The sequence below is a fragment of the Pseudomonas sp. Marseille-Q5117 genome (assembly GCF_946901175.1).
In the GTDB taxonomy this organism is placed as follows: Bacteria; Pseudomonadota; Gammaproteobacteria; order Pseudomonadales; family Pseudomonadaceae; genus Aquipseudomonas; species Aquipseudomonas iranensis.
The window spans coordinates 133,376-158,364 of sequence record NZ_CAMPPP010000016.1; the positions used below are offsets into that span (position 1 = coordinate 133,376).

At 60.0% G+C, this 24,989-nt stretch carries 21 protein-coding genes; 12 read left to right on the forward strand and 9 right to left on the reverse strand.

What is annotated here, in order from left to right; all coding sequences use genetic code 11:
• The first annotated feature begins 227 nt into the window (after positions 1–227).
• From OC605_RS22405 to OC605_RS22415, 3 genes are all read left to right on the forward strand, one after another.
• Positions 228–2,156 (forward strand): ATP-dependent DNA helicase RecQ, encoded by a 1,929-nt coding sequence (locus tag OC605_RS22405; RefSeq protein ID WP_262139553.1) that lies wholly within the window; start codon positions 228–230, stop codon positions 2,154–2,156.
• A 212-nt stretch (positions 2,157–2,368) separates the two neighbouring features.
• Positions 2,369–3,595, forward strand: coding sequence for a 3-hydroxyacyl-CoA dehydrogenase (locus OC605_RS22410; RefSeq protein ID WP_262139554.1), 1,227 nt, complete (start codon positions 2,369–2,371; stop codon positions 3,593–3,595).
• Positions 3,596–3,697: 102 nt separating this feature from the next.
• Positions 3,698–4,117: an acyl-CoA thioesterase gene (locus OC605_RS22415; RefSeq protein ID WP_186568557.1), complete on the forward strand. Its 420-nt coding sequence runs from the start codon at positions 3,698–3,700 to the stop codon at positions 4,115–4,117.
• Between the two features lie 55 nt (positions 4,118–4,172).
• Here OC605_RS22415 and OC605_RS22420 read toward each other — a convergent pair whose 3' ends face one another.
• The 4 genes from OC605_RS22420 to OC605_RS22435 form a co-directional block, all read right to left on the reverse strand.
• Entirely contained in the window at positions 4,173–4,658 is a 486-nt protein-coding gene (locus tag OC605_RS22420; RefSeq protein WP_039756448.1) for a glycine zipper domain-containing protein, read from the reverse strand.
• Positions 4,659–4,989: 331 nt separating this feature from the next.
• Positions 4,990–7,338 (reverse strand): FdhF/YdeP family oxidoreductase, encoded by a 2,349-nt coding sequence (locus OC605_RS22425; protein WP_262139557.1) that lies wholly within the window; start codon positions 7,336–7,338, stop codon positions 4,990–4,992.
• A complete protein-coding gene (gene fdhD, locus OC605_RS22430; RefSeq protein ID WP_186568561.1) occupies positions 7,335–8,174 on the reverse strand; it encodes a formate dehydrogenase accessory sulfurtransferase FdhD in 840 nt (279 codons plus the stop codon). Before fdhD ends, OC605_RS22425 begins: the two co-directional genes overlap by 4 nt.
• 92 nt (positions 8,175–8,266) lie before the next feature.
• Positions 8,267–9,154, reverse strand: a complete 888-nt coding sequence (locus OC605_RS22435) for a LysR family transcriptional regulator (RefSeq protein ID WP_186568563.1) — start codon at positions 9,152–9,154, stop codon at positions 8,267–8,269.
• 138 nt (positions 9,155–9,292) lie between these two features.
• Here OC605_RS22435 and lysM point away from each other — a divergent pair, with 138 nt between their 5' ends.
• Entirely contained in the window at positions 9,293–9,742 is a 450-nt protein-coding gene (gene lysM, locus OC605_RS22440; RefSeq protein ID WP_016772168.1) for a peptidoglycan-binding protein LysM, read from the forward strand.
• 94 nt (positions 9,743–9,836) lie between these two features.
• On the opposite strand, the gene yrfG is transcribed toward lysM, so the two are convergent.
• Positions 9,837–10,499: a GMP/IMP nucleotidase gene (gene yrfG / locus OC605_RS22445; RefSeq protein WP_071174081.1), complete on the reverse strand. Its 663-nt coding sequence runs from the start codon at positions 10,497–10,499 to the stop codon at positions 9,837–9,839.
• 88 nt (positions 10,500–10,587) lie between these two features.
• Between yrfG and nudE the strand changes: the two genes are divergently transcribed.
• Both nudE and cysQ read left to right on the forward strand, forming a co-directional pair.
• On the forward strand, positions 10,588–11,157 hold the full coding sequence (gene nudE, locus OC605_RS22450) for an ADP compounds hydrolase NudE (RefSeq protein WP_016772166.1): 570 nt from the start codon (positions 10,588–10,590) through the stop codon (positions 11,155–11,157).
• 7 nt (positions 11,158–11,164) lie between these two features.
• Positions 11,165–11,992: a 3'(2'),5'-bisphosphate nucleotidase CysQ gene (gene cysQ, locus OC605_RS22455; RefSeq protein WP_262139560.1), complete on the forward strand. Its 828-nt coding sequence runs from the start codon at positions 11,165–11,167 to the stop codon at positions 11,990–11,992.
• 204 nt (positions 11,993–12,196) lie between these two features.
• On the opposite strand, the gene OC605_RS22460 is transcribed toward cysQ, so the two are convergent.
• Genes OC605_RS22460 through rfbC form a run of 4 tightly spaced genes read right to left on the reverse strand, consistent with a single transcriptional unit; the run spans position 12,197 to position 16,424 of the window.
• A complete protein-coding gene (locus tag OC605_RS22460; RefSeq protein WP_262139562.1) occupies positions 12,197–12,652 on the reverse strand; it encodes a thioesterase domain-containing protein in 456 nt (151 codons plus the stop codon).
• The gene (locus OC605_RS22465) at positions 12,649–14,031 is read right to left on the reverse strand and encodes a sigma-54-dependent transcriptional regulator (protein ID WP_262139564.1); all 1,383 of its coding nucleotides are present in this window, start codon (positions 14,029–14,031) and stop codon (positions 12,649–12,651) included. Before OC605_RS22465 ends, OC605_RS22460 begins: the two co-directional genes overlap by 4 nt.
• On the reverse strand, positions 14,028–15,836 hold the full coding sequence (locus OC605_RS22470) for an ATP-binding protein (protein ID WP_125925814.1): 1,809 nt from the start codon (positions 15,834–15,836) through the stop codon (positions 14,028–14,030). Before OC605_RS22470 ends, OC605_RS22465 begins: the two co-directional genes overlap by 4 nt.
• 42 nt (positions 15,837–15,878) lie before the next feature.
• A complete protein-coding gene (gene rfbC / locus OC605_RS22475; RefSeq protein WP_186568571.1) occupies positions 15,879–16,424 on the reverse strand; it encodes a dTDP-4-dehydrorhamnose 3,5-epimerase in 546 nt (181 codons plus the stop codon).
• 161 nt (positions 16,425–16,585) lie between these two features.
• On the opposite strand from rfbC, the gene OC605_RS22480 reads away from it, so the two are divergent.
• From OC605_RS22480 to OC605_RS22505, 6 genes are all read left to right on the forward strand, one after another.
• Entirely contained in the window at positions 16,586–19,498 is a 2,913-nt protein-coding gene (locus OC605_RS22480) for an aminotransferase (protein WP_262139568.1), read from the forward strand.
• Between the two features lie 305 nt (positions 19,499–19,803).
• A complete protein-coding gene (gene aguB / locus OC605_RS22485; RefSeq protein ID WP_123444064.1) occupies positions 19,804–20,682 on the forward strand; it encodes an N-carbamoylputrescine amidase in 879 nt (292 codons plus the stop codon).
• Positions 20,682–21,788: an agmatine deiminase gene (gene aguA, locus OC605_RS22490; RefSeq protein WP_262139570.1), complete on the forward strand. Its 1,107-nt coding sequence runs from the start codon at positions 20,682–20,684 to the stop codon at positions 21,786–21,788. The genes aguB and aguA overlap by 1 nt, the downstream gene beginning before the upstream one ends.
• A gap of 245 nt (positions 21,789–22,033) precedes the next feature.
• Positions 22,034–22,246, forward strand: a complete 213-nt coding sequence (locus tag OC605_RS22495) for a hypothetical protein (protein WP_016772156.1) — start codon at positions 22,034–22,036, stop codon at positions 22,244–22,246.
• A gap of 460 nt (positions 22,247–22,706) precedes the next feature.
• Positions 22,707–24,011 (forward strand): OprD family porin, encoded by a 1,305-nt coding sequence (locus OC605_RS22500; RefSeq protein WP_262139573.1) that lies wholly within the window; start codon positions 22,707–22,709, stop codon positions 24,009–24,011.
• A gap of 231 nt (positions 24,012–24,242) precedes the next feature.
• On the forward strand, positions 24,243–24,989 hold the full coding sequence (locus tag OC605_RS22505) for a 2OG-Fe dioxygenase family protein (RefSeq protein WP_186568577.1): 747 nt from the start codon (positions 24,243–24,245) through the stop codon (positions 24,987–24,989).

Sequence of the window (24,989 nt, forward strand, 5' to 3'; positions counted from 1 at the left end):
GTTGTTGTAAATAAAGGGTGCTGTTGTGTCTGCGTTTGTAATTTTTAAGTTTGTTATATATATGTAGCTTGGTTTTTCGAAAGTTTGTCGAGGCGCTTCGATTGTTACACGCTTGGTTTTCGCTTCCCATGTATCATTCAGTATCGATTCAACCCCGACCTTTTCTCGACTCGCTGCAATCGCCCGCTAGGCTTTGGGCATGGCAGCAGTCAAAGGAGTGACAGTAAATGCACCACACCCTGGAACAGGTTTTTGGTTATCCACAGTTTCGCCCTGGTCAGGAGGCCGCTGTCAGCGCGGTGCTGGCGGGGCGCTCCGCGTCGGCAATCTTTCCCACAGGCTCCGGCAAATCGCTTTGCTATCAGCTGCCGGCGCTTTTACTGCCACACCTGACATTGGTGGTTTCGCCGTTGCTGGCGTTGATGCAGGATCAACTGGCGTTTCTCAAGCGCCACGGTATCTCCGCAGGCAGTATCGATTCGGCGCAGAGCCGCGAGGATGCCAACGACGTCATGGCCCGTGCGCGTTCGGGGGAATTGAAAATTCTGATGATCTCCGTCGAACGCCTGAAAAATGAGCGCTTCCGCAATTTTCTGCAGCAGGTGCCGATCTCGTTGCTGGTAGTCGACGAGGCGCACTGCATTTCCGAATGGGGCCACAACTTTCGGCCGGACTACCTGAAATTGCCGGACTACCAACGTCAGTTCAACATCCCGCAGGCCTTGCTGCTCACCGCCACGGCGACACCAAAAGTCATAACCGACATGCAGGCTAAATTCGCCATCGCCCCGGCAGATGTGGTGACCACCGGATTTTACCGGCCCAACCTCAACCTGCTGGTCGAGCCTGTACGCGGTCAGGACAAACGCCGGCGTCTGGTCGAATGGATGACCGAGCGTCCCGGGCAACCGAGCATTGTCTACGTGACGTTGCAGAAGACCGCCGAGCACATCGCCGAGCATCTTCAACGCAACGGAGTTCAGGCCGAGGCATACCACGCAGGTTTGCCCCACGATCAGCGTGAAGACATTCAACGCCGCTTCATGGCCGGGCAGTCCAATTGCATTGTCGCCACCATTGCCTTCGGCATGGGCATCGACAAGAGCGACATCCGCAACGTGGTGCATTTCGATCTGCCCAAATCCATCGAAAACTACAGCCAGGAAATCGGCCGCGCCGGGCGTGACGGACAGCCCTCGGACTGCCTGGTATTGGCCAATCGCGACAGCCTCAATGTGCTGGAAAACTTCGTCTACGGTGATACGCCCGAGCGTGATGGCATTCGTTATGTGCTCGATGAACTGAAAGCCTCGGTGCCGGAAGGACAGTGGGAGTTTCTGCTTGGGCCATTGGCGGATCAGAGCAATATTCGCTCTTTGCCGTTGAAGACTTTGCTGGTGCAGCTGGAACTGCGAGGCCTGATCGCGCCGCGCTACGCTTATTACGCTGAATACCGCTTCAAATATCTGCTTGAGCCTGAAGCATTGCTCCAGCGCTTCGAAGGCGAGCGCAGGGATTTCGTTGCGGCGATCATCAGAACGTCCACGCGAGCACGCACCTGGGCCACAGTAGATTTCGAGGCGATGTATTCGCAGTATTCCGCCGAGCGCAATCGCGTGGTGACAGCGCTTGATTACTTCCAGGAAAAAGGCTGGGTCGAGCTTGAAAGCAAGCAGATGACCGAAGTTTACAGCCTGCTGCACAGTGATTTTGACAGCGACGCCCTGAGCGCTGAGCTCCACGAGTATTTCACTCGCCATGAACGGACTGAGGTGGCGCGGATTCACGCCATGCTTGAGGTGTTCGCCACCGAACGCTGCCTGGGTTATCGCCTGGCCGAGTATTTCGGTGATCACAATGCCCCTGAACATTGCGGGCATTGTTCGGTATGTCACGGCCAGATCGCGCGATTGCCCGAGCCGCCGCCGTTGCCAGCACTTGTGGATAAAAACTTCGCGCAATTGTGTGGTGAATTTATCCACAGGCATGAGCAGCACACAGGCAGCCTTCCGACGGCCGAACGCCTGACACGGTTCCTGTGCGGAATCAGCGTGCCGTTGTTCACCAAACTCAAGGCGCGGGCGATACCGGGTTTTGCTGCGTTGGAAGAGTATCCCTACGCCCAGGTACGCGATTGGGCGCAAGAGCACCTCTGATCCCTGTAGGAGCTGCCGAAGGCTGCGATCTTTTGATGTTGATTTTTCAGGATCAAAAGATCGCAGCCTTCGTCAGCTCCTATGTCAAGTGTCATCAAGGCGGGGGGTCTATCCATCCGCTGAATGTCGATCATCACGCTAATAAACTTCAAAAACCGCCGTTGCCTGACTAAGGTTGGAATCTGTCTTTGGGCCACCCACAAGAGAACAACATGAGCCAGACAAGCTTCGAGATTCAGCAGGCTGCCGTGATCGGCGCGGGCACCATGGGCCGTGGCATCGTCATGTGCCTGGCCAATGCCGGGGTGAACGTGCAATGGGTGGATAACAATCCACAGATGCTTGAGCAGGCGCTGACGACGGTCGCGCAAACTTATGCACACAACGTGCGTCAGGGCCGCATTGATCAGGCCGAGGCGGATGCGCGAATGGCTCGCGTATCTGCAGCGGCGGATTACGCGGCGATTCGCAACGTCGATCTGGTGATCGAAGCGGTGTACGAGAACCTCGAACTGAAGCAGAAGATTTTTCGCGAGCTGGATGGCCTGCTCAAGCCTGAGGCGCTGCTGGCGAGCAACACCTCGGCACTGGACATCGACGCCATCGCGGCTGCGACCCGGCGCCCGGCACAGGTGCTGGGTCTGCACTTCTTCAGCCCGGCGCACATCATGAAACTGCTGGAAATCGTGCGCGGTGCGCAGACCTCGCCAGCGGCGCTGGAGGCAGCGCTGGCACTCGGCAAGCGCATGGGCAAGGTCAGCGTGGTGTCTGGCAACTGCCACGGTTTTATCGGCAACCGCATGCTGCATCCGTATGTACTGGAAGCGCGCAAGATGCTTCTCGAAGGCGCTTATCCACAGCAGGTGGATGCCGCGCTGCAAGGCTTCGGCTTCGCCATGGGGCCGTTTCGCATGTACGACGTGGTCGGCATCGATCTGGAATGGCGTGCTCGGCAGCTAGCTGGCAAGGGGCAGGATGCGCCCGAGGTTCAGGTGGATAACCGCCTGTGTGAGATGGGTCGGTTCGGGCAGAAGTCCGGCAACGGCTACTACCACTATGAGCCGGGCAGTCGCCAGGCCGAGCATGATCCCGAAGTGGACGCGCTGGTGCTGCGAGTCAGCGAAGAACTGGGTTTCCAGCGTCGCGACATCGGTCCTGAAGAAATCCTTGAGCGCTGTTTGCTGGCGCTGGTCAACGAAGGCGCGAAGATTCTGCAGGAAGGCATTGCCGGCTCGGCCCATGACATCGATCTGGTGTACTTGAACGGCTATGGTTTTCCAGCAGAAAAGGGTGGGCCGATGGCGTGGGCGGATCAGCAGGGGCTAGCGGATATCCATCAGCGCTTGCTGGCGCTGGAGACACGCCAGGGCGATCAGTGGAAGCCGGCGCGGCTGATTGGCGAGCTGGGGGCGCAGGGGAAGGGGTTTGCTGATCGTTGACACCGGTCGGGTGTGCTGACGCGTTCGCGGGCAAGCCCGCTCCCACAGGTAAAGTGTTCGTCCTCACGATCAAATTCAAGTAAGAAAATGCGAGAACCCTGAATGAATCAACGCTCCGACTACCCCCACTTCCAGCCCATCACCACACGCTGGCACGACAACGATGCCTACGGTCACGTCAACAACGTTACCTACTACAGCTTCTTCGACACGGCGGTGAACACTTATCTGATTCAGATCGGTGGCCTGGATATCCATGAAGGCGAAGTGGTGGGATTCGTGGTGAGTTCGGCCTGCGATTACTTTGCCTCGATCGCTTTCCCCGATCTGATCGAGATCGGGCTGCGGGTTGGCAAGCTGGGCCACAGTTCGGTGCAATACGAACTGGCTGTGTTCAAGGTTGGCGAAAGCGAGGCGTGTGCGGCGGGGCGGTTCGTGCATGTGTTTGTCGATCGCGCGAGCAATCAGCCGGTGCCGATTCCTGCCGGTTTGCGCGGGGCGCTGGAACGGCTGGTGGTCTAGACGCGCAAAAAAAATCGCAGCTAAAAAGCTGCGATTTTTTGTTCAAGCCTTCGCCTTAGTGGTGGCGATAGTACTTGTGATGCTTGCGGTGGCCGTAGGCATGGCCGCGACCTGGATGACCACGGTCGCGGTAGTAGCGACGGTCATCATGGCGACGGTCGTAGCGACGATCATCATCGTCGCTCTTGTTGCCCATGTAGTTACCCAGCGCGCCGCCTGCACCGCCACCAGCGGCGGAGCCGATCAGGCTGCCGGTGGTGCCGCCGAGACTGCGGCCAACCACGTTACCGCCGGCTGCACCCAGTGCACCACCAATGGCTGCTTCGCCACGGCTGCGCTTGTCTGCGCCGACCGCACTACCACCCGCGCCGCCCAAGGCAGCGCCGATGGTGGAACCTGTATTGCCGCCTAACGATTGACCGACGACCGAGCCAAGAACCCCGCCCAATGCGCCGCCCACACCTGCTTCGGTGGTGCCTCCGGCAGAAGCGAAGCCACTGACCAGGCCAAGGGACAACAAGAGAATCGAGGAGAACTTCATAGAGGATGAGCCTCAAAGGGATGACGGCGCCGATCCTGAGGCTCTGCAATGGGCGTGACAATCAAAATCCGACGAATAACACGACTTGTATACAATATTGCAAGTTACTGTTTTTTCACCGGAACTTAACCGATTTTCGCCGGTCTTTAGCTACTTCGGACAGGCCGTTTTCATGCAAAAACGGCCTTTTTTGTGGGCGGTCGAAAATCTTCGCCACGGCATATCTGTTGACAGGTCGATCGCATTTGCGAGCAGGCTCGCTCCCACCTTTGAAATGCATTCCAAGTGTGGGAGCGAGCCTGCTCGCGAAGAGGTCATTCCAAGCGCCGGGTCAAGCCGACTTGGCCATGATCAACCCTGTCTCACTCGCCGCTTCCAGCCGGATCGCAATGAACTTCGACGTCGGCGTGTGGCTGCCATCGCCAGTGCTCTCCAGCGGCACCAGCGGATTGACTTCCGGATAGTATGCCGCTGCCTGCCCGGCAGGAATATCGAACGCCAACAATGTAAAACCTTTCACCCGACGCTCGCGACCGTCGTCCCAGATCGACACGATGTCGGCCTTCTGCCCTGGACGGAAGCCCAGGCGAATGATGTCGGCCTCGTTGGCGAACAGCACGTCACGCTGGCCCTTCACGCCACGGTAGCGGTCGTCGAGACCATAGATCGTCGTGTTGTACTGATCGTGGGAGCGCATCGATTGCAGGATCAGATCCGGCACCTGCCCGGTGGCGCGGGTGCGTTCGTGAACCAGATCTTTTGGCAACTGGTTAGCGCGGAAGTTGGCACGGCCCGAGGGCGTGTTCCACTTGCGGGCGCCAGCCGAGTTGCCCAGGTAGAAGCCGCCCGGGTTTTTGATCTTGTCGTTGAAGTCTTTGAAACTCGGGATGGTGTCGGCGATCAGTTCGCGAATGCGCCCGTAATCGGCCACCAGCCAGTTCCAGTCGACCGGTTGGCTGCCCAGCGTCGCGGCAGCGATGCCGGCGATGATCGACGGTTCCGAGCGCATCTGGTTCGACAGCGGCTGCAACTGGCCGTTGGAAGCGTGGACCATGCTGAACGAGTCTTCCACGGTGACCGCTTGCGGGCCTTCGGTCTGGATGTCGATGTCGGTACGGCCCAGGCACGGCAGGATCAGCGCGTCTTTACCGTGAGCGAGGTGGCTGCGGTTGAGTTTGGTGCTGATCTGCACAGTCAGGTCACAGTTTCTCAGCGCTTCGAAGGTGCGCGAGCTGTCCGGCGTGGCCTGGGCAAAGTTGCCGCCCAAGCCGATGAACACCTTGGCGCGACCTTCGGCCATCGCATGAATCGCCTCGACCACGTTGTGGCCATTGTGGCGCGGCACCTTGAACTGGAAGCGACGCTCCAGCGAGTCGAGGAACGCCACCGGTGGACGCTCGTTGATGCCCATGGTGCGGTCGCCCTGCACGTTGCTGTGACCACGCACCGGGCACAGACCGGCGCCAGGTTTGCCGATATTGCCGCGCAGCAGCATCAGGTTGGCGATTTCCTGAATGGTCGGCACCGAATGACGGTGCTGGGTGATGCCCATGGCCCAGCACATGATCACGTTCTTGCCTTTGGCGTACATGCGCGCGGCTTGCTCGATCTCGACCAGGGTCAGCCCCGATTGCTCGACGATCTGCTCCCACGAGGTGTCGTCGACAGTGGCGAGGTACTCCAGCACGTTGGCGCTGTGGGCATTGAGGAAATCATGGTCGAACACCGCCGGCTCGCCTGCCTTCTGCGCATCACGTTCCCATTGCAGAAGGAACTTGGCCATGCCGCGCAGCACTGCCATGTCGCCGCCGAGGGCCGGGCGGAAGTACGCAGTATTGGTCGGCTTGTCGCCGTTGGTGAGCATTTCAATCGGGTGCTGGGGATGCTGGAAGCGCTCCAGACCGCGCTCTTTCAGCGGATTGATGCACACCACCTGGGCGCCGCGTTTCACCGCTTCACGCAACGGTTCGAGCATGCGCGGATGGTTGGTACCGGGGTTCTGGCCCCAGACGAAAATCGCGTCGGCGTGTTCGAAATCGTCGAAAGTCACCGTGCCTTTGCCGACCCCGACACTCTGCGCCAACGCCACGCCGCTGGCCTCGTGGCACATGTTCGAGCAGTCAGGGAAATTGTTGGTGCCGTAACCCCGCACGAACAGCTGATACAGATACGCCGCTTCGTTGCTGGCGCGGCCCGAGGTGTAGAACTCGGCCTGATCCGGGCTTGGCAGATTGCGCAGGTGCTTGCCGATCAGGGCGAAGGCATCTTCCCAAGAGATTGGCTTGTAGCGATCGGACTCGGCGTCGTAGACCATCGGCTCGGTCAGGCGGCCCTGATATTCCAGCCAATAATCGCTCTGCTCCAGCAGGGAAGTGACGCTGTGCTTGGCGAAGAATTTGGCATCGACGCGACGCTTGGTCGCTTCCCAATTCACCGCTTTGGCGCCGTTCTCGCAGAACTTGACCATGCCGCTCTCCGGCGAATCACCCCAAGCGCAACCCGGGCAGTCGAAGCCGCCATTCTGGTTGGTCTTGAGCATCATGCGCAGGTTTTTCAGGGCGTTGTCGCTGGTCAGCCACGCCTGGGCCACACTGATCAGGGCGCCCCAGCCGCCAGCGGCACCTTTGTAAGGCTTGTAGCGCGGGACAGGTTTCTGGTCGGCTTGATGATGTTGGCTCACGCTTGATTCTCCATCGCGGGGCTGTACACCCGCGGCGCACTTTTCTGCGGCAGGTGGATGAGATTGAGGTTATGGCGCCGGGCCCATTGCACGGCAAGGCCGGTAGGCGCCGACAGGCTGACCAGGGTCTGGATCCCGGCACGCAAGACTTTCTGGATCAATTCGAGGCTGCAACGGCTGGTGACAATCGCCAGGCCGCCTTCGGTGGAAATCTTCTGGCGGATCAACCCGCCGATCAGCTTGTCGAGGGCGTTGTGTCGGCCGATGTCTTCGCGGCCGAGCAGCAATTCGCCACGGGCATTCATGAACACCGCTGCATGCACCGCGCCGCAGTGCTGACCGAGCGGCTGGAACGCGCCGATGCGCTGGCGCAAACCGTCGAGCCATTCGATTGGTGGCAGGGCTGCGCCCGGCAATACCTTGAGATCGGGCAACGCCTGTTCGACGGCTTCGACGCCGCACAGTCCGCAGCCGCTGGTGCCGGCCAACTGCCGACGCTGCTGTTTGAGGTTCCAGAACGCACGGTTGGCGATGGTCACCTGCGCGTATTGCGCCGAGCCTGCGCCTGTCAGTTGCAGATCGTAGATATCGCTGGCGTCTTCGATGATGCCGCTGCCGAGGCTGAAACCGACGATGAAATCTTCGAGGTCGGTCGGCGTCACGAGCATCACTGCCTGACTGATGCCGTTGTAGGCGATCGCCAACGCGACTTCCTCGGCCAGCGCAGTGCTGGCCGATTCCTCAAGGGGTAGATCGCTGTAGCTGTAGGTCTGGCTGGCGGCAGGCGCGGGCGTTTCAATTGCTGGCGCCGCGCAGGCTGGGCGCTTGGCGTTCATGGCATCACCGACGGTTTGATCTAGGTCAAGACTAGGCGCGGCAAGTTGTCGCGTCTAATCGCTATTACCGATCTACCGATAGATGCCGTCGATCAAGCGTCTTTTGACGATTTCTGATAAAGCGCGAAACAGGCTTCTGCCAGCGCTGAACGCGGCGCGCCACGGCGCATGATCAGGCCTAGCGGGGCGAGGGTGTGGGCATTTTCGATCGGTTGCAGACGCAGGTGATCAGCAAGGGTTTCCGCGCCGCCGTCGAGGGGCATGATCGCGCAGCAAAAACCGCCGTGGACCGCTTGCAGCAGTTGATGCACGGCGTCGGTTTGCAAGAGCGGTTGCGGGGTAAGGCCACGGCTGTGGAAGTTGTGGTCGATGGACTGGCGAAAATGCATGCCGCTGGTGAGCATGCACAGCGGCAGTTCTATCAGCGACTCCCAACTCAGGGGTGCTTCGCCGAAGTTGAACGAGCGCTCGTCATAGAGCAGGCCCATGCGCGTCTCGTTAAAGGCCAGCGAATCGAAGCGCTCGCTGTCCAGACGCTCCAGATAGGACACGCCAATGTCGATGCGGTTGTTCGCCAAGTGTTCGAGCACCTGCTCGGAGCTCAGCGACGACAGCTCGAAGCGCAGGTCCGGGTGCGCCGCGTGCAGTCGTTGCATCAGCGGCAAGGGATCGAAACTCGACAGCGGCACCACGCCCAGGCGCAGCGTACCGATCAGGTTGCCGCGACAGGCCGCCGCTTCCGCCTGCAAGCCGTCATAGGCTGCCAGCACCGTACGCGCCCACGCCAGCACGCGTTCGCCCGGTGCGGTGAAGCCTTCGAAGCGCTGGCCGCGATTGACCAATGGCAGGTCGAGTTCTTCCTCGAGGCTGCGCAAGCGCATCGACAAGGTCGGCTGGGTGATGTGGCAGCGCGCGGCGGCCTGGCCGAAATGGCGGGTTTCGTCGAGGGCGATGAGGAATTTCAGTTGCTTGATGTCCATCTTCGCTCCAGGCGGTTGGCGGGGTGTGGCGATTCTACCGCCTGCGGCGCGGCAGCGTCATTGGTCGGACTGGAACCGGGTTTGGCTGGGGTGGTCTAGGCTTGGACGACTGACCCTTTATTACATGGAGTGAATGCGATGAGCCTGTTCAGTTTTTTGAAAGAAGCCGGTGAAAAGATTCTCGATGCACTGACGCCGGACAAGGCCGAGGCCAACAGCGCAGCGCTGACCAAGCACGTGCAGGAAGCGCTGACCGGTATCGATACGTCGAAGATCCAGGTCAAGGTTGAGGGCGAGAAAGTCATCGCCACGGGTGAAGCGGCGAGTCAGGAAGAGAAAGAAAAGATTCTCTTGGCCCTGGGTAACGTCGCCGGCGTGAGTGGTGTGGACGATCAGATCACCGTGACGGGTGGCGTTGCCGCCGCTGCAAAATTTGTCACGGTCGAGAAGGGCGACACGCTGAGTGCGATTTCCAAGCGCGTGTATGGTGACGCCAACCAGTACAACAAGATTTTCGAGGCCAACAAACCTCAGCTCAAACATCCAGACAAGATCTACCCGGGACAAGTACTGCGCATTCCTGAATAACATTCGAAAGCGCTTTCGCGAGCAGGCTCGCTCCCACATTTGAAACGCACTTCAGTGTGGGAGCGAGCCTGCTCGCGAAGGCAGCAACGCGACGTCAAAGCCCTGCAATCAAATCGCGGTAATCCTCGACAGCGGCAAACTCTGCTGTGTCCTTCGGCCCTTTGCGGCTGTCCGGTTCTTTCACCGCCAGCAAGTGCGCCACGCCAAAATCCCGCGCACTGCGCAGGATCGGTAAGGTGTCGTCGATAAACAGGCTGCGCGCCGGATCAAAACCGATGTCCGCCTGCAAGGCATCCCAGAACTGCGGGTTCTCCTTGGGATAACCATAGTCGTGCGAGCTGATCAGCCGCTCGAAGTATGGTGCCAGTTCGATCCGTTCCAGTTTCAACGACAGCGAATCGCGGTGCGCATTGGTGATCATGATCACCCGTTTGCCGGCGCGTTTGATTGCGTCGAGAAAGGTATCGGCATCCGCGCGCAGGGCGATCAAGTGGGCGGTTTCCTGTTTGAGTTCACGCACCGACAATTTCAGTTCCGCGCTCCAGAAATCCAGGCAGTACCACTGCAACTGGCCGGCGTGGCGCTCGAACAATGGCTGCAATTCCAGCTCGGCCATGGCCCGGCTGATGCCGTGCAGTTCGGCGTAGCGCTGGGGCAAGTGCTCAAGCCAAAAATGATTGTCGAAGTGCAGATCCAGCAGCGTGCCGTCCATGTCGAGCAGAACGGTATCGATGTCGGACCACGGTAAAGAAGGCATGGCAACGTCTCGAACGGTGAAAAGATATCCGACGCAAACAATCGGGAAAGCCGCGTTATAGTAGCGCGTTCACGCCAAGGAGCTTTGCATGCGCCAGAAACCCACCGTACTCGCCCGCGAGATCGTCGCCACCAGTCGCCTGTTTCGCGTCGAAGAACTCAAGCTGCGATTTTCCAATGGCGTGGAGCGCACTTACGAGCGTCTGGTCGGCAAGGGCGCGGGTTATGGCGCGGTGATGATCGTCGCGATGCTCGACGCCGAACACGCGGTGCTGATCGAAGAATATTGCGGCGGCACCGACGAATACGAACTGTCCTTGCCCAAAGGCCTGATCGAGCCGGGCGAGGACGTGCTGGCGGCGGCCGAGCGGGAACTCAAGGAAGAGGCCGGTTATGGCGCGCGCCAGTTGGAACATCTGACCGAGCTGTCGCTGTCGCCCGGTTACATGAGCCAGAAAATCCAAGTGGTGCTGGCCACCGACCTCTATGAAGAGCGGCTGGAAGGCGATGAGCCGGAGCCGATGCGGGTCGACAAGGTCAACCTGCGCGAACTGTCGGCGCTGGCGCAGAATCCGCAATTTTCCGAGGGCCGCGCGTTGGCGGCGCTGTATTTGACCCGTGACCTGCTGAGCCAGCGCGGTGTGTTCAGCTATGAGTGAGACGTCTATGAATTTTCCCCATCCATTGATGGCGCCTGTGGTTGAGCTGGCTTTACAGGCTGGCGAGGCGATCCTGCCGTTCTGGCGTGCCGGTGTTGAAGTCACCGCCAAGTCTGATGATTCGCCGGTCACAGCCGCCGATCTGGCCGCCCATCACCTTATCGTTGCCGGGCTGACGGCACTCGATCCGAGCATTCCGGTGCTGTCTGAAGAGGACGCCGATATCCCGCAGAGCGTGCGCGCCGGTTGGCAACGCTGGTGGCTGGTGGATCCGCTGGACGGTACCAAGGAGTTCATCAGCGGTAGCGAAGAATTCACTGTGAACATCGCGCTGATCGAAAATGGCCGGGTGGTGTTTGGCGTGGTGACGATGCCGACCAACGGTCGTTTTTATGTCGGCGGTGGCGGATTTGGAGCCTGGCGTGGCGACGAGGGCGGTACGCCGACGGCGATTCAGGTGCGCGATGTGCCTGCGCCGGGCGAGGCGTTTACCGTGGTGGCCAGCCGTCGACATTCAAGTCCCGAGCAAGAGCGTTTGCTGGCCGGGTTGAGCGCGAGTCTTGGTGAGTTGCAACTGGCCAATATCGGCAGTTCCTTGAAGTTCTGTCTGTTGGCCGAAGGTGCTGCTGATTGCTATCCACGACTGGCGCCGACTTCGCAGTGGGACACGGCGGCAGCGCAGGGCGTGCTGGAAGGCGCGGGTGGCGAGGTGCTGGATCTGAGCGGCGAGGCGTTCAGTTATCCGCCGCGAGAATCACTGTTGAACGAGTTTTTTCTGGCGCTGCCGGCGAAGGCTGCGTGGCGCGGACGGTTGTTGGAGTTGGCCCGAGGCTAACTGCCTGATCCGCAATTCCCCTCACCCCAGCCCTCTCCCCCCGGGAGAGAAAGCCGACCGAGTTGTCTGGCGCTATGCATCGACCTGGAGAATCGAGTCGATTGTGGATTCGGCGAAGCAGTTTCAGGTCGACGTAAATCTGTAGCATCCCCGTATCGGTTCCCTCTCCCTCGGGAGAGGGCTAGGGTGAGGGGCTGTTGATCTTCAACGGTGCAAAACGTACTGCCCGGTAAATCTAACCGCCTCGTCCTCACTTCCCGCATTCAGTATCCGCGTATCCAGCGTCAGCCGCGCCCGCCCATATCGCCGATACATCGCCACAAAGCGCTTCCACACCGCGGCATCCGGCGCCGGGCAGATCGCCACGGCGTCCCCGGTCACCGGCAGCGGATAACTGATCTGCCCTTCCTGAATGACGATGTGTCCGTCGGTAATCCCTTCTTCCTGCAAACGTAGATGCAACCAGCCCCAGCCGGCCAGCACGGCGCCGCAGTAGAGGCTGCCGCCAAACATGGTGCTCTTGTGATTGACGTTGGGCGCAAGCGGCAGGTGCAGGCGCAGTTGCTGATCCCGCCATTCGAGAACTTCAAGTCCCATCTCGGCAGTCAGCGGAATGTCGTGATGCAGCACCGTTTGCAGGTATTCGCTTGCGCTGCTCATTCGTTGTCTTCCCCGTGGCTGCTTTCGCCGAAATTCAGACCGTGTTTGCGCAGCTTGTCATGCAGGGTCTTGCGCGGAATACCCAAGGCTTCGGCGAGGCTGCGCACCGAGCTGTGCGAGCGCGCCAGCTCGGCGGCGATCAGCGATTTCTCGAAGTTTTCCACTTGCTCGCTGAGGCCGCCGCTGACCACTTCGACCGGCGCGCCGCCGCTGCCATCAGCGCTGTTGTCCAGTGCCAGCTCAAGCCCAAGGGCGAAGCGTTCGGCGGCATTTTGCAGTTCACGTACATTGCCCGGCCAGGTGTGGCGCAGCAGCAGGGCGCGGTGTGCCGGTTGCAGTTCGTGGGGGGGCAAGCCGTGACGGGCGCTGGCTTCATCGGCGTAATGCTGGAACAACACCAGTGCGTCTTCGCCCCTTTCGCGCAGCGGCGGGATGCGCAGCGGCGCGACATTGAGGCGGTAATACAAGTCGGCGCGGAAGCGACCCTGATCCGCCGCCTGGCGCAGATCTTCCTTGGTCGCGGCGATGACGCGGATGTCCAGCGGGATCAACTGATTGCCGCCCAGGCGTTCGACGACGCGCTCCTGCAGCATGCGCAGCAGCTTCACTTGCACGTCCATGCTCATGCTTTCGATTTCGTCGAGAAACAGCGTGCCGCCGTTGGCGAATTCGAATTTGCCGATGCGGCGTTTCTGCGCGCCGGTGAAAGCGCCGGGCTCGTGACCGAACAGTTCGCTTTCCACCACCGATTCGGCCAAGGCGCCGGCGTTGATCGCTACGAACGGACCGTTGCGGCGGCTCGACAAATCGTGCAGCGCGCGGGCCACCACCTCTTTGCCGGCACCGGTCTCGCCGAGGATCAGCACATCAGCCTTGGTCGCCGCCAGCGCACCGATCTGCTCACGCAGGCGCAGCATTGGCGTCGAATGGCCGACCAGTCGCGCGCTCAATTCGTTGCGGTCGCTCAAGGCCAGACGCAGGCTGCGGTTGTCCAGCACCAGCCGCCGTAACGCGAGGGCGCGACGGACGCTGTCGAGCAGTGCATCGCTGGCAAAGGGTTTTTCCAGAAAATCGTAAGCGCCGGCGCGCATCGCCTGCACCGCCAGCGGTACGTCGCCATGGCCGGTGATCAGCAGCACCGGCAACTCGGGATCCTGTGCATGCAACTCGCTCAACAGTTCGAGGCCGTCCATGCCCGGCATGCGGATGTCGCTGACCACCACCCCCGGCCAGTCACGCTCCAGTTGCGCGGCCAGGCCCTTGGCTTCGGACAGCGGCAGGATTTTCAGGCCGGCCAGGTCCAGGGTCTGGCCAAGGGCCTGGCGCAAGTGCGGATCGTCGTCGATCAACACTACCTGGATGCGATTGTCGATGGTCATGCACTTCGATCCTCGGACGGTTGCAGGCTGACTCCCGGCGCACCGGCGCGCAGGCGCAGGGTGATCAGGGCGCCGCCTTGCTTGTGGTTGGCGAACGACAGCTCGCCACCAAAGGCGCGCATCAGCGTTTCACAAATGGCCAGCCCCAGACCCAGACCCTGGGTGCGGGTCTTGGTGGTGTAGAAGGGCTCGCTGGCGCGGCCAAGGGCTTCCATGCAGAACCCGGGGCCGTTGTCGCGAATGTACAGATTGACGCCGTCGGCGGTGGCTTCGGCACTCAGCCACAATTTGCGCGGCGGGCCTTTTTCGGTCAGGGCATCGAGAGCATTGGCCAGCAGATTGCCCAGCACTTGGCGCAGGCGGGTTTCGCCGGCCTCGACCCACAGCGTGGCTGCGGGCAAGTCGCGGATCAATTCGACCTCCATACTGCGCCGACGTTTGGCCAGCAATGCCAGCGCATCATCCAGCGCCGGTTGCAGGGCGACGCTTTCCGGTGCGTGGCGATCGCGGCGGGCGAAGGCGCGCAGGTGGGCGATGATCGAGGCCATGCGCCCGGTCAGTTCGCTGATCAGCTTGAGGTTGCCGCGCGCGTCCTCGGTGCGCTGATGATCGAGCAGCACTTCGGCGTTTTCCGCATAGCTGCGAATCGCCGCCAGCGGCTGATTGAGTTCGTGGCTGATACTCGCCGACATGGTCCCCAGCGCCGACAATTTGCCCGCCTGGACCAGATCGTCCTGGGCGCGCACCAGCTCCTGCTGCGCCTGCTCACGCTCGAGCACTTCCTGCTTCAAACGCCGGTTGAGGCCCTCCAGATCGCTGGTACGTTCAGCCACCCGGCCTTCCAGTTCGCGGCGCGCCTTGGCCTCGAAGGCGATGCGCTCCAGATAATGCCGGCGACGTTGCATCATCAAACCCACCAGCAGCATCACCACCAACAGCGTGGCGCCGCCGATCGCGACCACCGTGCGCACCGGACGATCAATCAGCGTGCGCGGGGCGAGAATGCTCACGCTCCAGCCGGTTTCGGCGATGTCGTGGGTCTGCGTCAGCCAGGCGTCGGCGCTCAGGTTCAGCGGCCGCGGTTCACGGGTCGGGTAGGGCTGGATCGCGGTGATCGCGGCGCGCTCGGCATCGCTCAACTCGCGAGTGGAACGGAAACGCCATTCCGGGCGCGACGTCAGGATGACCACGCCGTTGTGGTCGGTCACCAGCAGCTGTTCCGGGGTTTTGCCCCACAGGCTTTCGGTGTGGTCGAGGTCGACCTTGATCACCAGCACGCCGATGATCTTTTCGCCGTTGCGCACAGCAGCGGCGAAGAAGTAGCCGCGTTTGGCCGAAGTGGTGCCCAGCCCGAAGAAGCGTCCCAGGCGGCCGGCCATGGCTTCGCTGAAATACGGGCGGAAGGCGAAGTTGCGGCCGACGAAGCTGTCGCGTTTGTCCCAATTCGACGCCGCCAGCGTCTGGCCGGACGTGTCCATCAGGTACATGACTTCAGCGCCGGTCTGCGCGGCGATGTTTTTCAGCAGGCGATTGGCGTTGCCTTGGGTCACGCCGTCGTCCGGCGCACCAAGCACCGCGCGAAGGGCCGGCAGATCGCCGAGAATCTGCGGCAACACTTCATAGCGATGCAGGGTGCCGAGCAGGTTGGCGACGTACAGATCGAGGGTCTGGCGATTCTGCCCGGCGAGTTCGCTGCGGTAATAGCGCTCGGCAAGATGTTCCAGCGGCCACAGCAGCGGCGCCAGGCACAGGGCCAACAGTGCGAGGCTGCGCCAGCGAGGTCTGCGGGGGAGCGGTGGTTTCATGTGCCGGATACGCCTGTAGGGACAGGCGCATTATGCCCGGCCTCAGGCGAAGACGTCAGCGTCCTTGAGCAGCGCAGCCGCCTGGTCCTTGGCCGACAGCTTCGGCGCTTCGTCCAGTTGCCAGTCGATGCCCAGCGCCGGGTCGTCCCAGCGAATGCTGCGCTCGGAGGACGGGTCGTAATAGTTGGTGGTCTTGTAGAGGAACTCGGCGAACTCGCTCAACACCACGAAGCCGTGGGCGAAACCTTCCGGCACCCACAATTGACGGTGGTTTTCCGCCGACAGGCGCACCGCCACCGATTTGCCGAAATGCGGCGAGCTGCGACGGATGTCTACCGCCACATCGAGCACTTCACCCACGGTCACGCGAACCAGTTTGCCCTGGGTGTTCTGCAACTGGTAATGCAGGCCACGCAGCACGCCTTTTTGCGAGCGCGAATGGTTGTCTTGCACGAATTGCGTTTCCAGACCGGTAGCGTCCTGAAACGCCTTGGCATTGAAACTCTCGTAGAAAAAACCGCGCTCGTCGCCGAACACCTTGGGTTCGATGATCAGAACACCGGGCAGATCGGTGGTGATGACATTCATGAGGATTTCCATAGACAGGTGTGAATGGGCGACATTCTTGCGCAAAGTGCTGCGGGGCGCGAGTGTTGGGTTTGAATTGGAGCGTTCATTGAAGTCGGGGGTTGCGTAACCGCCAAGGCAATGGCGATATAAGCGCCTAATAAAATTTCAGGGGTCGTTTCATGCCGCTCGCCACGTTGATTCATCGCGCCAGTTTGCCCGGTCCGCAGGTTTCAGAGGCGCAGGCGCTGCAATGGCTGGCCGAGCATTACGGGCTCAGCGGCACGTTGCAGGCGCTGGGCAGCCAGCAGGATCTGAATTATCGCGTCGACAGCGAGCGTGGACGCTTCGTGCTGAAAGTCTGTCGTGGCGATTACGCTCTTGTTGAGCTGCAAGCCCAGCACGCCGGGCTCAAATACTTGGCCGAGCATTCGGCGATCAAGGTGCCGCGCGTCATCGCAGCCAATAACGGTGCAGATCTGTTGTCGCTGCAAGCCAATGGCGAAACGGTGCATGTGCGGTTGCTGGAGTACATCGACGGCCAGCCGTTGACCGATTTCGATCATCTTGGCCAGGACGTGGTTGCCGGGTTTGGCCGACTCTGTGGCGAGATGGATCTGGCGCTGGCAGGCTTCGATCACCCGGGCCTTGAACGCACCTTGCAGTGGGACGCGCGTCACGCCAACGCTTTGATCAGTCATCTGTTGCCGGTGATCACCGACGCGCAGCAGCGTGCGGTGATCAGCGCTGCCGCCGAGCAGGCCGAGCGCCGTTTGCAGCCGCTGCTGGACAAGCTGCCGGTGCAGGCGATTCACATGGATATCACCGATGACAACGTCGTCTGGGCGCGTGATGCCCAGCGGCATTGGCAGTTGCAGGGTGTGATCGACTTCGGTGATCTGGTGCGCACCTGGCGTATCACCGATCTGTCGGTGACCTGTGCGGCTTTGCTGCATCACGCCGATGGCGATCCGTTTGTCATCCTGCCGGCGGTCCAGGCTTATCACGCGGTCAATCCGTTGCAGTACGCTGAGCTGCAAGCGCTGTGGCCATTGATCGTGGCGCGGGCGGCGGTGCTGGTGCTCAGTGGCGAGCAACAGGTGAGCATCGACCCCACCAATACGTATAGCCGCGACAATCTCGGTCACGAGTGGGAAATCTTTCGCGTCGCGACATCGGTGCCACAGGCGCTGATGGAAGCGGCGATTCTCAGCGCCGTGGACCAGACCGTGCCGAAGGTCGAAAAACTGGAATTTGCGCCATTGCTGCCCGGATTGGTCGGGCGTGAATTTGCGCTGATTGATCTTGGCGTGTTGAGCCCGCACTTCGAGGCGGGCAATTGGGAGCAGCCGGGCATTGATCAGCGCTTGCTGACAGAGGCCGCAGCGGTGCACGGGCTGGCGGCGACGCGTTATGGCCAGTACCGCTTGTCACGTACTCGGCCAGACTGCGCGACTGAGCCGGACACGTTCCCGTTGCATGTCGAATTGCGTGTGCCGGCTGGAGCCGAAGTGCAAGCACCGTTCGCCGGCGTTTTGAAGCAAGCGGCAAACGGTGCGCTGCAACTCGATGGCCCTCAGTTCAGTGTTCGCCTGTGGGGCGTGACTCCCGTTCTGGAGCAGGGTGTGGCAGTGGATCAAGGCCAGAAGCTCGGTACGGTCACCGGCCCGCTGCTAGTGCAGATGTGCCGGGGAGCAGAATTCGACGCGCCGCTGTTCTGCACGCCGTCCCGTGCATCGGCGTGGCAGGCGTTGTGCCCGTCACCGGCGATGCTGCTCGGGCTGGCCTGCGACGCCGAGCCTGAGCTGGACGCCAAAACCCTGCTCGAACGCCGCGATGCCAGTTTTGCCCGCACGCAAAAACACTATTACGTTGACCCGCCGCGCATTGAACGCGGCTGGCGCAATCACCTGATCGACATGCACGGCCGATCCTATCTGGACATGCTCAATAACGTCGCCGTGCTCGGTCATGGTCACCCTCGAATGGCGGCGGTCGCGGCGCGGCAGTGGTCGTTGCTCAATACCAATTCACGCTTCAACTACGCGGCGGTCGCCGAGTTTTCCGAACGCTTGCTGAAGCTGGCGCCGGAGGGCATGGATCGCGTGTTCCTGGTCAACAGCGGCAGCGAGGCCAATGACCTGGCGATTCGTCTAGCCTGGGCATACAGCGGCGGGCGCGACATGATCAGTGTGCTTGAGGCGTATCACGGCTGGACGATCGGCGCCGATGCGGTATCGACGTCGATTGCCGACAACCCGAAGGCCCTGGAAAGTCGCCCGGACTGGGTGCACCCAGTGCCGGCGCCGAACACTTATCGCGGCGAATTCCGTGGCGCCGATTCGGCGCCGGATTACGTGCGCAGCGTCGAGCATCACCTGCAAAAACTGGCCGAGCAGAAGCGCCAACTGGCCGGTTTCATCTGCGAGCCGGTCTACGGCAATGCCGGGGGTATTTCTTTACCGCCGGGCTATTTGCCGCAGGTGTATGAAAAGGTCCGCGCGCAGGGCGGGGTGTGCATCGCTGACGAAGTGCAGGTCGGTTATGGGCGCATGGGCCATTTTTTCTGGGGCTTCGAAGAGCAGGGCGTGGTGCCGGACATCATCACCATGGCCAAAGGCATGGGTAACGGTCAGCCACTTGGCGCGGTGATCACTCGCCGGGAAATCGCCGAGGCGCTGGAGGCAGAGGGCTATTTCTTCTCGTCGGCGGGCGGCAGTCCGGTCAGTTGCCAGATTGGTATGGCGGTGCTCGATGTGATGGAGGAAGAAAAGCTCTGGGAAAACGCCCAGGTCGTCGGCGGCCACTTCAAGGCGCGCCTGGAAGCGTTGATCGATAAACATCCGCTGGTCGGCGCGGTACACGGCTCCGGTTTTTATCTGGGGCTGGAGCTGATCCGCAATCGGCAGACGCTGGAACCGGCAACTGCCGAGACTGCGTTGCTGTGTGATCGCTTGCGCGAGTTGGGGATCTTCATGCAGCCGACGGGCGATGACTTGAACATCCTCAAAATCAAGCCACCGATGGTGACGTCGCGCCAGAGCGTGGATTTCTTCGTCGAAATGCTGGATCGGGTGTTGAGCGAAGGCCTGTAAGCAAGGCGCATCCCCTGTGGGAGCGAGCCTGCTCGCGAAAGCTGTGTATCAGTCGCCACATGCGGTGACTGACACAGTGCATTCGCGAGCAGGCTCGATCCCACATTTGTTTTCGGTCTGAAGTCCGATTTGTATCGGTTTAATTGGTGTTCATACAGATAGATTCCTTCTTTACAGCTTTTAAAGCCGATATTTATCGGTTATAAAGTCGCCATTGCTCCGGCATGGTGATCTCTTGTCCGGTGCGCGCGTTTTCTTTTCGGTCGAATTCTTCGACCGTCAAAGCACTAGCCCGGAGATGATTCATGAGCCGTATCGTTACCGTCGCCGCCACGCAGATGGCCTGTTCATGGGACCTGGAAGCCAACCTCGAAACCGCTGAAAGACTGGTCCGCGAAGCCGCCGCCAAAGGCGCACAGATCATCCTCATCCAGGAACTGTTCGAGGCGCCGTACTTTTGCCAGAAGCCGAATCCGGATTACCTGCAACTGGCAACGACGGTTGAAGAAAACGTGGCCATCAAGCATTTCCAGAAAATTGCCAAAGAGCTGCAAGTAGTACTGCCGATCAGCTTCTACGAACTGGCCGGGCGTGCACGCTTCAACAGCATCGCGATCATCGACGCCGACGGCAGCAACCTCGGGATTTATCGTAAAAGCCATATCCCCGACGGCCCGGGCTATCACGAAAAGTATTACTTCAACCCGGGCGACACCGGCTTCAAGGTATGGAACACCCGTTACGCGAAAATTGGCGTTGGCATTTGCTGGGACCAGTGGTTTCCGGAAGCGGCGCGCAGCATGGCCCTGCAAGGGGCGGAAATTCTCTTTTATCCGACCGCGATCGGCAGCGAGCCGCACGACAAGACCATCTCTTCACGCGATCACTGGCAGCGAGTGCAGCAGGGCCATGCCGGCGCCAACCTGATGCCGCTGATTGCCAGCAACCGCATCGGCAATGAAGAGCAGGACGGCTACGACATCACCTTCTACGGCTCGTCGTTCATCGCCAACCAGTTCGGCGAAAAAGTGCAGGAGCTGAATAAAACCGAAGAAGGTATTCTTGTGCACACGTTCAACCTCGACGAGCTGGAACATGTTCGCAGCGCGTGGGGTTCATTCCGCGACCGCCGGCCGAATCTGTACGGCGCGTTGAAAACCCTCGACGGTTCCCTGGAGTCCTGATGACCACATTGAAAAGTACCCCGCGCGCCGATGGCTTCTACATGCCGGCCGAGTGGGCGCCACAAACCCAGACCTGGATGATCTGGCCCGAGCGCCCGGACAATTGGCGTCTGGGCGGCAAACCGGCGCAGGCCGCGCACGCCGCCGTGGCCAAAGCCATCGCCCGTTTCGAGCCGGTCACCGTTGCCGTCTCCGCCGGCCAATACGAAAACGCCCGCGCGCGCCTCGATGTGCCGAATATCCGCGTGGTGGAAATGTCCAGCGACGATGCCTGGGTTCGCGACAGCGGCCCGACCTTCGTCATCAACAACCGTGGCGAAGTGCGCGGTGTGAACTGGGATTTCAACGCCTGGGGTGGTTTCGATGGCGGCCTGTATGCACCGTGGAACCGTGATTCGCAGGTCGGCGGCAAGATCCTCGAGATCGAGCGCAGCCCGCGTTACCGCACCGAAGGTTTTGTTCTCGAAGGCGGTTCGATTCATGTCGACGGCGAAGGAACGCTGATCACCACCGAAGAATGCCTGCTCAACCGCAATCGCAACCCGCACCTGAGCCGCGAAGAAATCGAAGCCGTACTCAGCGACAACCTGTCTGTGGACAAGATCATCTGGTTGCCGGATGGCTTGTTCAACGATGAAACCGACGGCCATGTGGATAACTTCTGCTGCTACGTGCGTCCGGGCGAAGTGCTGCTTGCATGGACCGACGATCCGCAGGATCCGAACTACCCACGCTGCCAGGCCGCAATGAAAGTGCTGCAAAGCAGCACCGACGCCAAGGGCCGCCCGTTCACGGTGCACAAAATGCCGATTCCGGGGCCGCTCTATGCGACCGAAGAAGAGTGCGCCGGCGTCGATGCGGTGGACGGTTCGCAGGAGCGCAATCCTTCCGTGCGTCTGGCCGGTTCCTACGTGAACTTTCTGATCGTCAACGGTGGCATCATCGCGCCGAGCTTCGACGACCCGATGGATGCCCCGGCCAGGGAAATCCTGCAGAAGCTGTTCCCGCAACACGAAGTAGTGATGGTGCCGGGCCGCGAACTGTTACTGGGTGGCGGCAATATTCACTGCCTTACCCAACAGCAGCCAGCGCCGCACAAAGAGTGAGTTGAGTCGTAACAGCTTGAGTTGATTCACAAATCAGCCAGGCAATGATTAGCTCGCTCAGCATCAAAGCAAGCCCGCGGCCCGTCAGGACCGCGGGCTTGTTTGTATCCGCCGGTCGATATTCGGGTCGCCTTGGCATAGCTCTTGTATTGCTCCTGATGCACTAGGGAGGGCGGGGAACTTCAACAGTTCTGTCACAAACCTTGGATAACGTAGCCGCTCACGAACGGGGAGAGAGCGCTGAAATGAACGCCGAAGTGAACGTAATCAGCGAGCGGACTGTGCATCCCATGGCCGTCAACGGCGAATCGCTCCAGCTTGTCGCGCACTGGTTGAAGTCCAATGGAACGCGTCAGATCAGACAACCTGATCCGCGCCGGATGATGATCGAGCGTTACCCCGCTGGCCTGTTCAGCGAGGCCGAGCTGGAAGCCTTGTGGGATGTGATGGAAGGGTAAGAACAATAGGGCTTGGTAAAAGCGCTGCCGGGATGGCAGCGCTTTTTTTGCCTGATTTTTATCCACAGGTATTCAAAGGTGGGAGCGAGCCTGCTCGCGAAGGCGTCAGCACTGCCAATGACTTTGTTGACTGATCCAGCGCTTCGCGAGCAGGCTCGCTCCCACAATTCAAACTCCCTGTTTAATTGGTTTTTTCTGCAACAGCCCAGCAAAAAAATTACGTTTCTTAGACGTTTTTCGCCTATTTAAAGACGATTCTTGAAATTGACACACTGTTCAGGGCGCGGCTACGATTCGGCCCAACGCCTGTGGCTAACCGCCATGACTCAAAATAAGGAGCAGGCCCGCCATGACGTTAACGTCGGCGGGCTTTTTTGTTTCGGGGTGAATACAAGAGTGCAGAAAGCGCCGTTTCAGCCGTTCGACACAGCGCGTTTCAACCCGTAATAAGGAAAACAAAATGTTGAACAAGCGAATCAGTCTGATCGCACTGGGGATATTGAGTGCTACACAGGCCATGGCTAACGACCAGGCCGAATCCAAGGGTTTCGTTGAAGACAGCAGCCTGAAAGTACTGTTGCGCAACGCCTACATCAATCGTGATTACAAAGACGGTAACAAGGACAAGGCCGAATGGGGCCAAGCGGCCATCGGTACGTTCTCGTCGGGCTTCACTCAAGGCACCGTCGGTGTCGGCGTGGACGCTTTCGGTCTGTACGCATTGCGCCTGGACGGCGGCAAGGGCCGTAGCGGCGCCGGCGGCATCGACTTCTTCAAACAGGAAAATGACGGTCGTGCGAACCACGACATCGCCAAGGGCGGTGCTGCGGTCAAGTTTCGCGTATCCAACACCGTACTGACCTACGGCGACCAGATGCCGGCCCTGCCGGTGCTGAGCTACGACAACGTGCGTCTGCTGCCGGAAAGCTATACCGGTACTTTGATCACCTCCCGTGAGATCCAAGGCCTGGAATTGAACGCCGGCCGATTCACCGCTGAGTCGCGCAAGAGCGATGAAGGCCGTGACAGCGGCGGTCTGAAGTCGATCAACGTGTTGGGCGGCAGCTATCAGTTCACCGAACACTTCAAAGGCGCGCTGTATGCGTCCGACGTTGAAGACGTCTTGAAGAAACAGTACGTGAATGCCAACTATGTGATTCCGTTCAACAAGGATCAGTCCCTGACCCTGGATTTCAACGGCTATCGCACCAAGCTGGACAGCTCGTACGTACGCGAAAACACCGTACCGGGCGAAAGCATCGTCACCGGTCGCGACAACAAGATCTGGAGCCTTGCAGCCACCTTCGCCACCGGCCCGCACTCGTTCACCGTGGCGCATCAGCGTTCCACTGGCGACAGCAACTTGGGCTACGCCTATGGCGGCTATCAGAAAGACCAGGGTCGTGTCGGCGACGGTGGTAACTCCATCTACCTGGCCAACTCCTACTGGTCTGACTTCAACGCCGAAGACGAACGCAGCTGGCAGCTGGGTTATGGCCTGGACTTTGGTTCGTTCGGCGTTCCGGGTCTGAGCTACAACTTCGCTTACGTGCGCGGCGACAACATCACCACGTCCACCAGCGAAGGCGGCACCGAGCGCGAGATCTTCAACCAGTTCAAGTACGTCGTGCAAAGTGGCCCGGCCAAAGACCTGAGCGTGAAGTTGCGCAGTTCGATCCTGCGCGTGTCGCAGAAATCCAGCGAGTACAACGTCAGCGGTAACGAGCTGCGTGTATTCGTGGACTATCCGATCAACATCTTCTGATGATCGATCCGCTGTAAGAAAAATGAGAAAACCCCGATTCGTTCGGGGTTTTTTTTCGGCGTTTTTTCAGCGCGAACCGCAAATAACCGGTGTTCTTGTCATGTAAAAGTCGTTTTTCAAGCGCTGCAGATTCCGTTTCAAGCAGTGCTTCAAATGCCTGAAATTCTTTCTCATGGACGCAAATTCTCCACCCAATAGATTAGGGCGTTCAACGCAGCGGAGAATTTGGTAATGATCGTTTTGAACAGAGAAGTGGGCGAATCGCTACGGCGCGACAAGTTTGTCAACGTCCAGGGTGGTGACTTCAATCTCTACGGTCATTTTGCCGACTTCGTCAGACTGACCAAAAGTTGGGAAAACATGGAGCCTGACAGCTACTACGGTCAGGCCGAAGCCGGCATGCGCTACCGTCGTTACAGCGACTTTGAATACAACCCGAAAACCCGTGAACTCAAGCAACTTGAGCACCGCGCTTACGTGCAATCGAAAGAGAACAACGCTTACGTCGGTGGCGTGGTGCGGCATTTTCAGGACTTTTCCGAGGAAGTGATCTCTTCACCGGTGATGCGCAGCCTGATCGACACTGATTTCGAAGTATACAAAAGTGTGCTTCCGGAAGAGTTGCACGATGAAATCTGGCAGTGCCAGATCCATCAGATCCGCATTGAGATCAAACCCGGCAAACAGCTGGAAATCACCCCTGAAGGTATTCACTGCGACGGCTATCCGTTCAGCGGCGTGCACTTCTGGGGGCGTAATAACGTCGAGGGTGCGGAGAGCCGTTTGTACGATACCCACAAGCAACAACTGGCGGCGACCACCTACGAGGAAATTCTCGACACCACCTACTTCCTCGATCGCGACATGCGCCACTACGTGACCCCGGCGCGCAATACTCACACCCATGCCATGGCGTACCGGCAGATTCTGGCGATTTCCTTCTCGCGGCCCGGGACCGCTTTCGACATTGTTCGCTAA

Bases quoted from the DNA above. Each gene is read 5' to 3' on its own strand.
- OC605_RS22405 (WP_262139553.1), top strand. From the start codon at position 228: ATGCACCACACCCTGGAACAGGTTTTTGGTTATCCACAGTTTCGCCCT.
- OC605_RS22410 (WP_262139554.1), top strand. From the start codon at position 2,369: ATGAGCCAGACAAGCTTCGAGATTCAGCAGGCTGCCGTGATCGGCGCG.
- OC605_RS22415 (WP_186568557.1), top strand. From the start codon at position 3,698: ATGAATCAACGCTCCGACTACCCCCACTTCCAGCCCATCACCACACGC.
- OC605_RS22420 (WP_039756448.1), bottom strand. From the start codon at position 4,658: ATGAAGTTCTCCTCGATTCTCTTGTTGTCCCTTGGCCTGGTCAGTGGC.
- fdhD (WP_186568561.1), bottom strand. From the start codon at position 8,174: ATGAACGCCAAGCGCCCAGCCTGCGCGGCGCCAGCAATTGAAACGCCC.
- OC605_RS22435 (WP_186568563.1), bottom strand. From the start codon at position 9,154: ATGGACATCAAGCAACTGAAATTCCTCATCGCCCTCGACGAAACCCGC.
- lysM (WP_016772168.1), top strand. From the start codon at position 9,293: ATGAGCCTGTTCAGTTTTTTGAAAGAAGCCGGTGAAAAGATTCTCGAT.
- yrfG (WP_071174081.1), bottom strand. From the start codon at position 10,499: ATGCCTTCTTTACCGTGGTCCGACATCGATACCGTTCTGCTCGACATG.
- nudE (WP_016772166.1), top strand. From the start codon at position 10,588: ATGCGCCAGAAACCCACCGTACTCGCCCGCGAGATCGTCGCCACCAGT.
- cysQ (WP_262139560.1), top strand. From the start codon at position 11,165: ATGAATTTTCCCCATCCATTGATGGCGCCTGTGGTTGAGCTGGCTTTA.
- OC605_RS22460 (WP_262139562.1), bottom strand. From the start codon at position 12,652: ATGAGCAGCGCAAGCGAATACCTGCAAACGGTGCTGCATCACGACATT.
- OC605_RS22465 (WP_262139564.1), bottom strand. From the start codon at position 14,031: ATGACCATCGACAATCGCATCCAGGTAGTGTTGATCGACGACGATCCG.
- OC605_RS22470 (WP_125925814.1), bottom strand. From the start codon at position 15,836: ATGAAACCACCGCTCCCCCGCAGACCTCGCTGGCGCAGCCTCGCACTG.
- rfbC (WP_186568571.1), bottom strand. From the start codon at position 16,424: ATGAATGTCATCACCACCGATCTGCCCGGTGTTCTGATCATCGAACCC.
- OC605_RS22480 (WP_262139568.1), top strand. From the start codon at position 16,586: ATGCCGCTCGCCACGTTGATTCATCGCGCCAGTTTGCCCGGTCCGCAG.
- aguB (WP_123444064.1), top strand. From the start codon at position 19,804: ATGAGCCGTATCGTTACCGTCGCCGCCACGCAGATGGCCTGTTCATGG.
- aguA (WP_262139570.1), top strand. From the start codon at position 20,682: ATGACCACATTGAAAAGTACCCCGCGCGCCGATGGCTTCTACATGCCG.
- OC605_RS22495 (WP_016772156.1), top strand. From the start codon at position 22,034: ATGAACGCCGAAGTGAACGTAATCAGCGAGCGGACTGTGCATCCCATG.
- OC605_RS22500 (WP_262139573.1), top strand. From the start codon at position 22,707: ATGTTGAACAAGCGAATCAGTCTGATCGCACTGGGGATATTGAGTGCT.
- OC605_RS22505 (WP_186568577.1), top strand. From the start codon at position 24,243: ATGATCGTTTTGAACAGAGAAGTGGGCGAATCGCTACGGCGCGACAAG.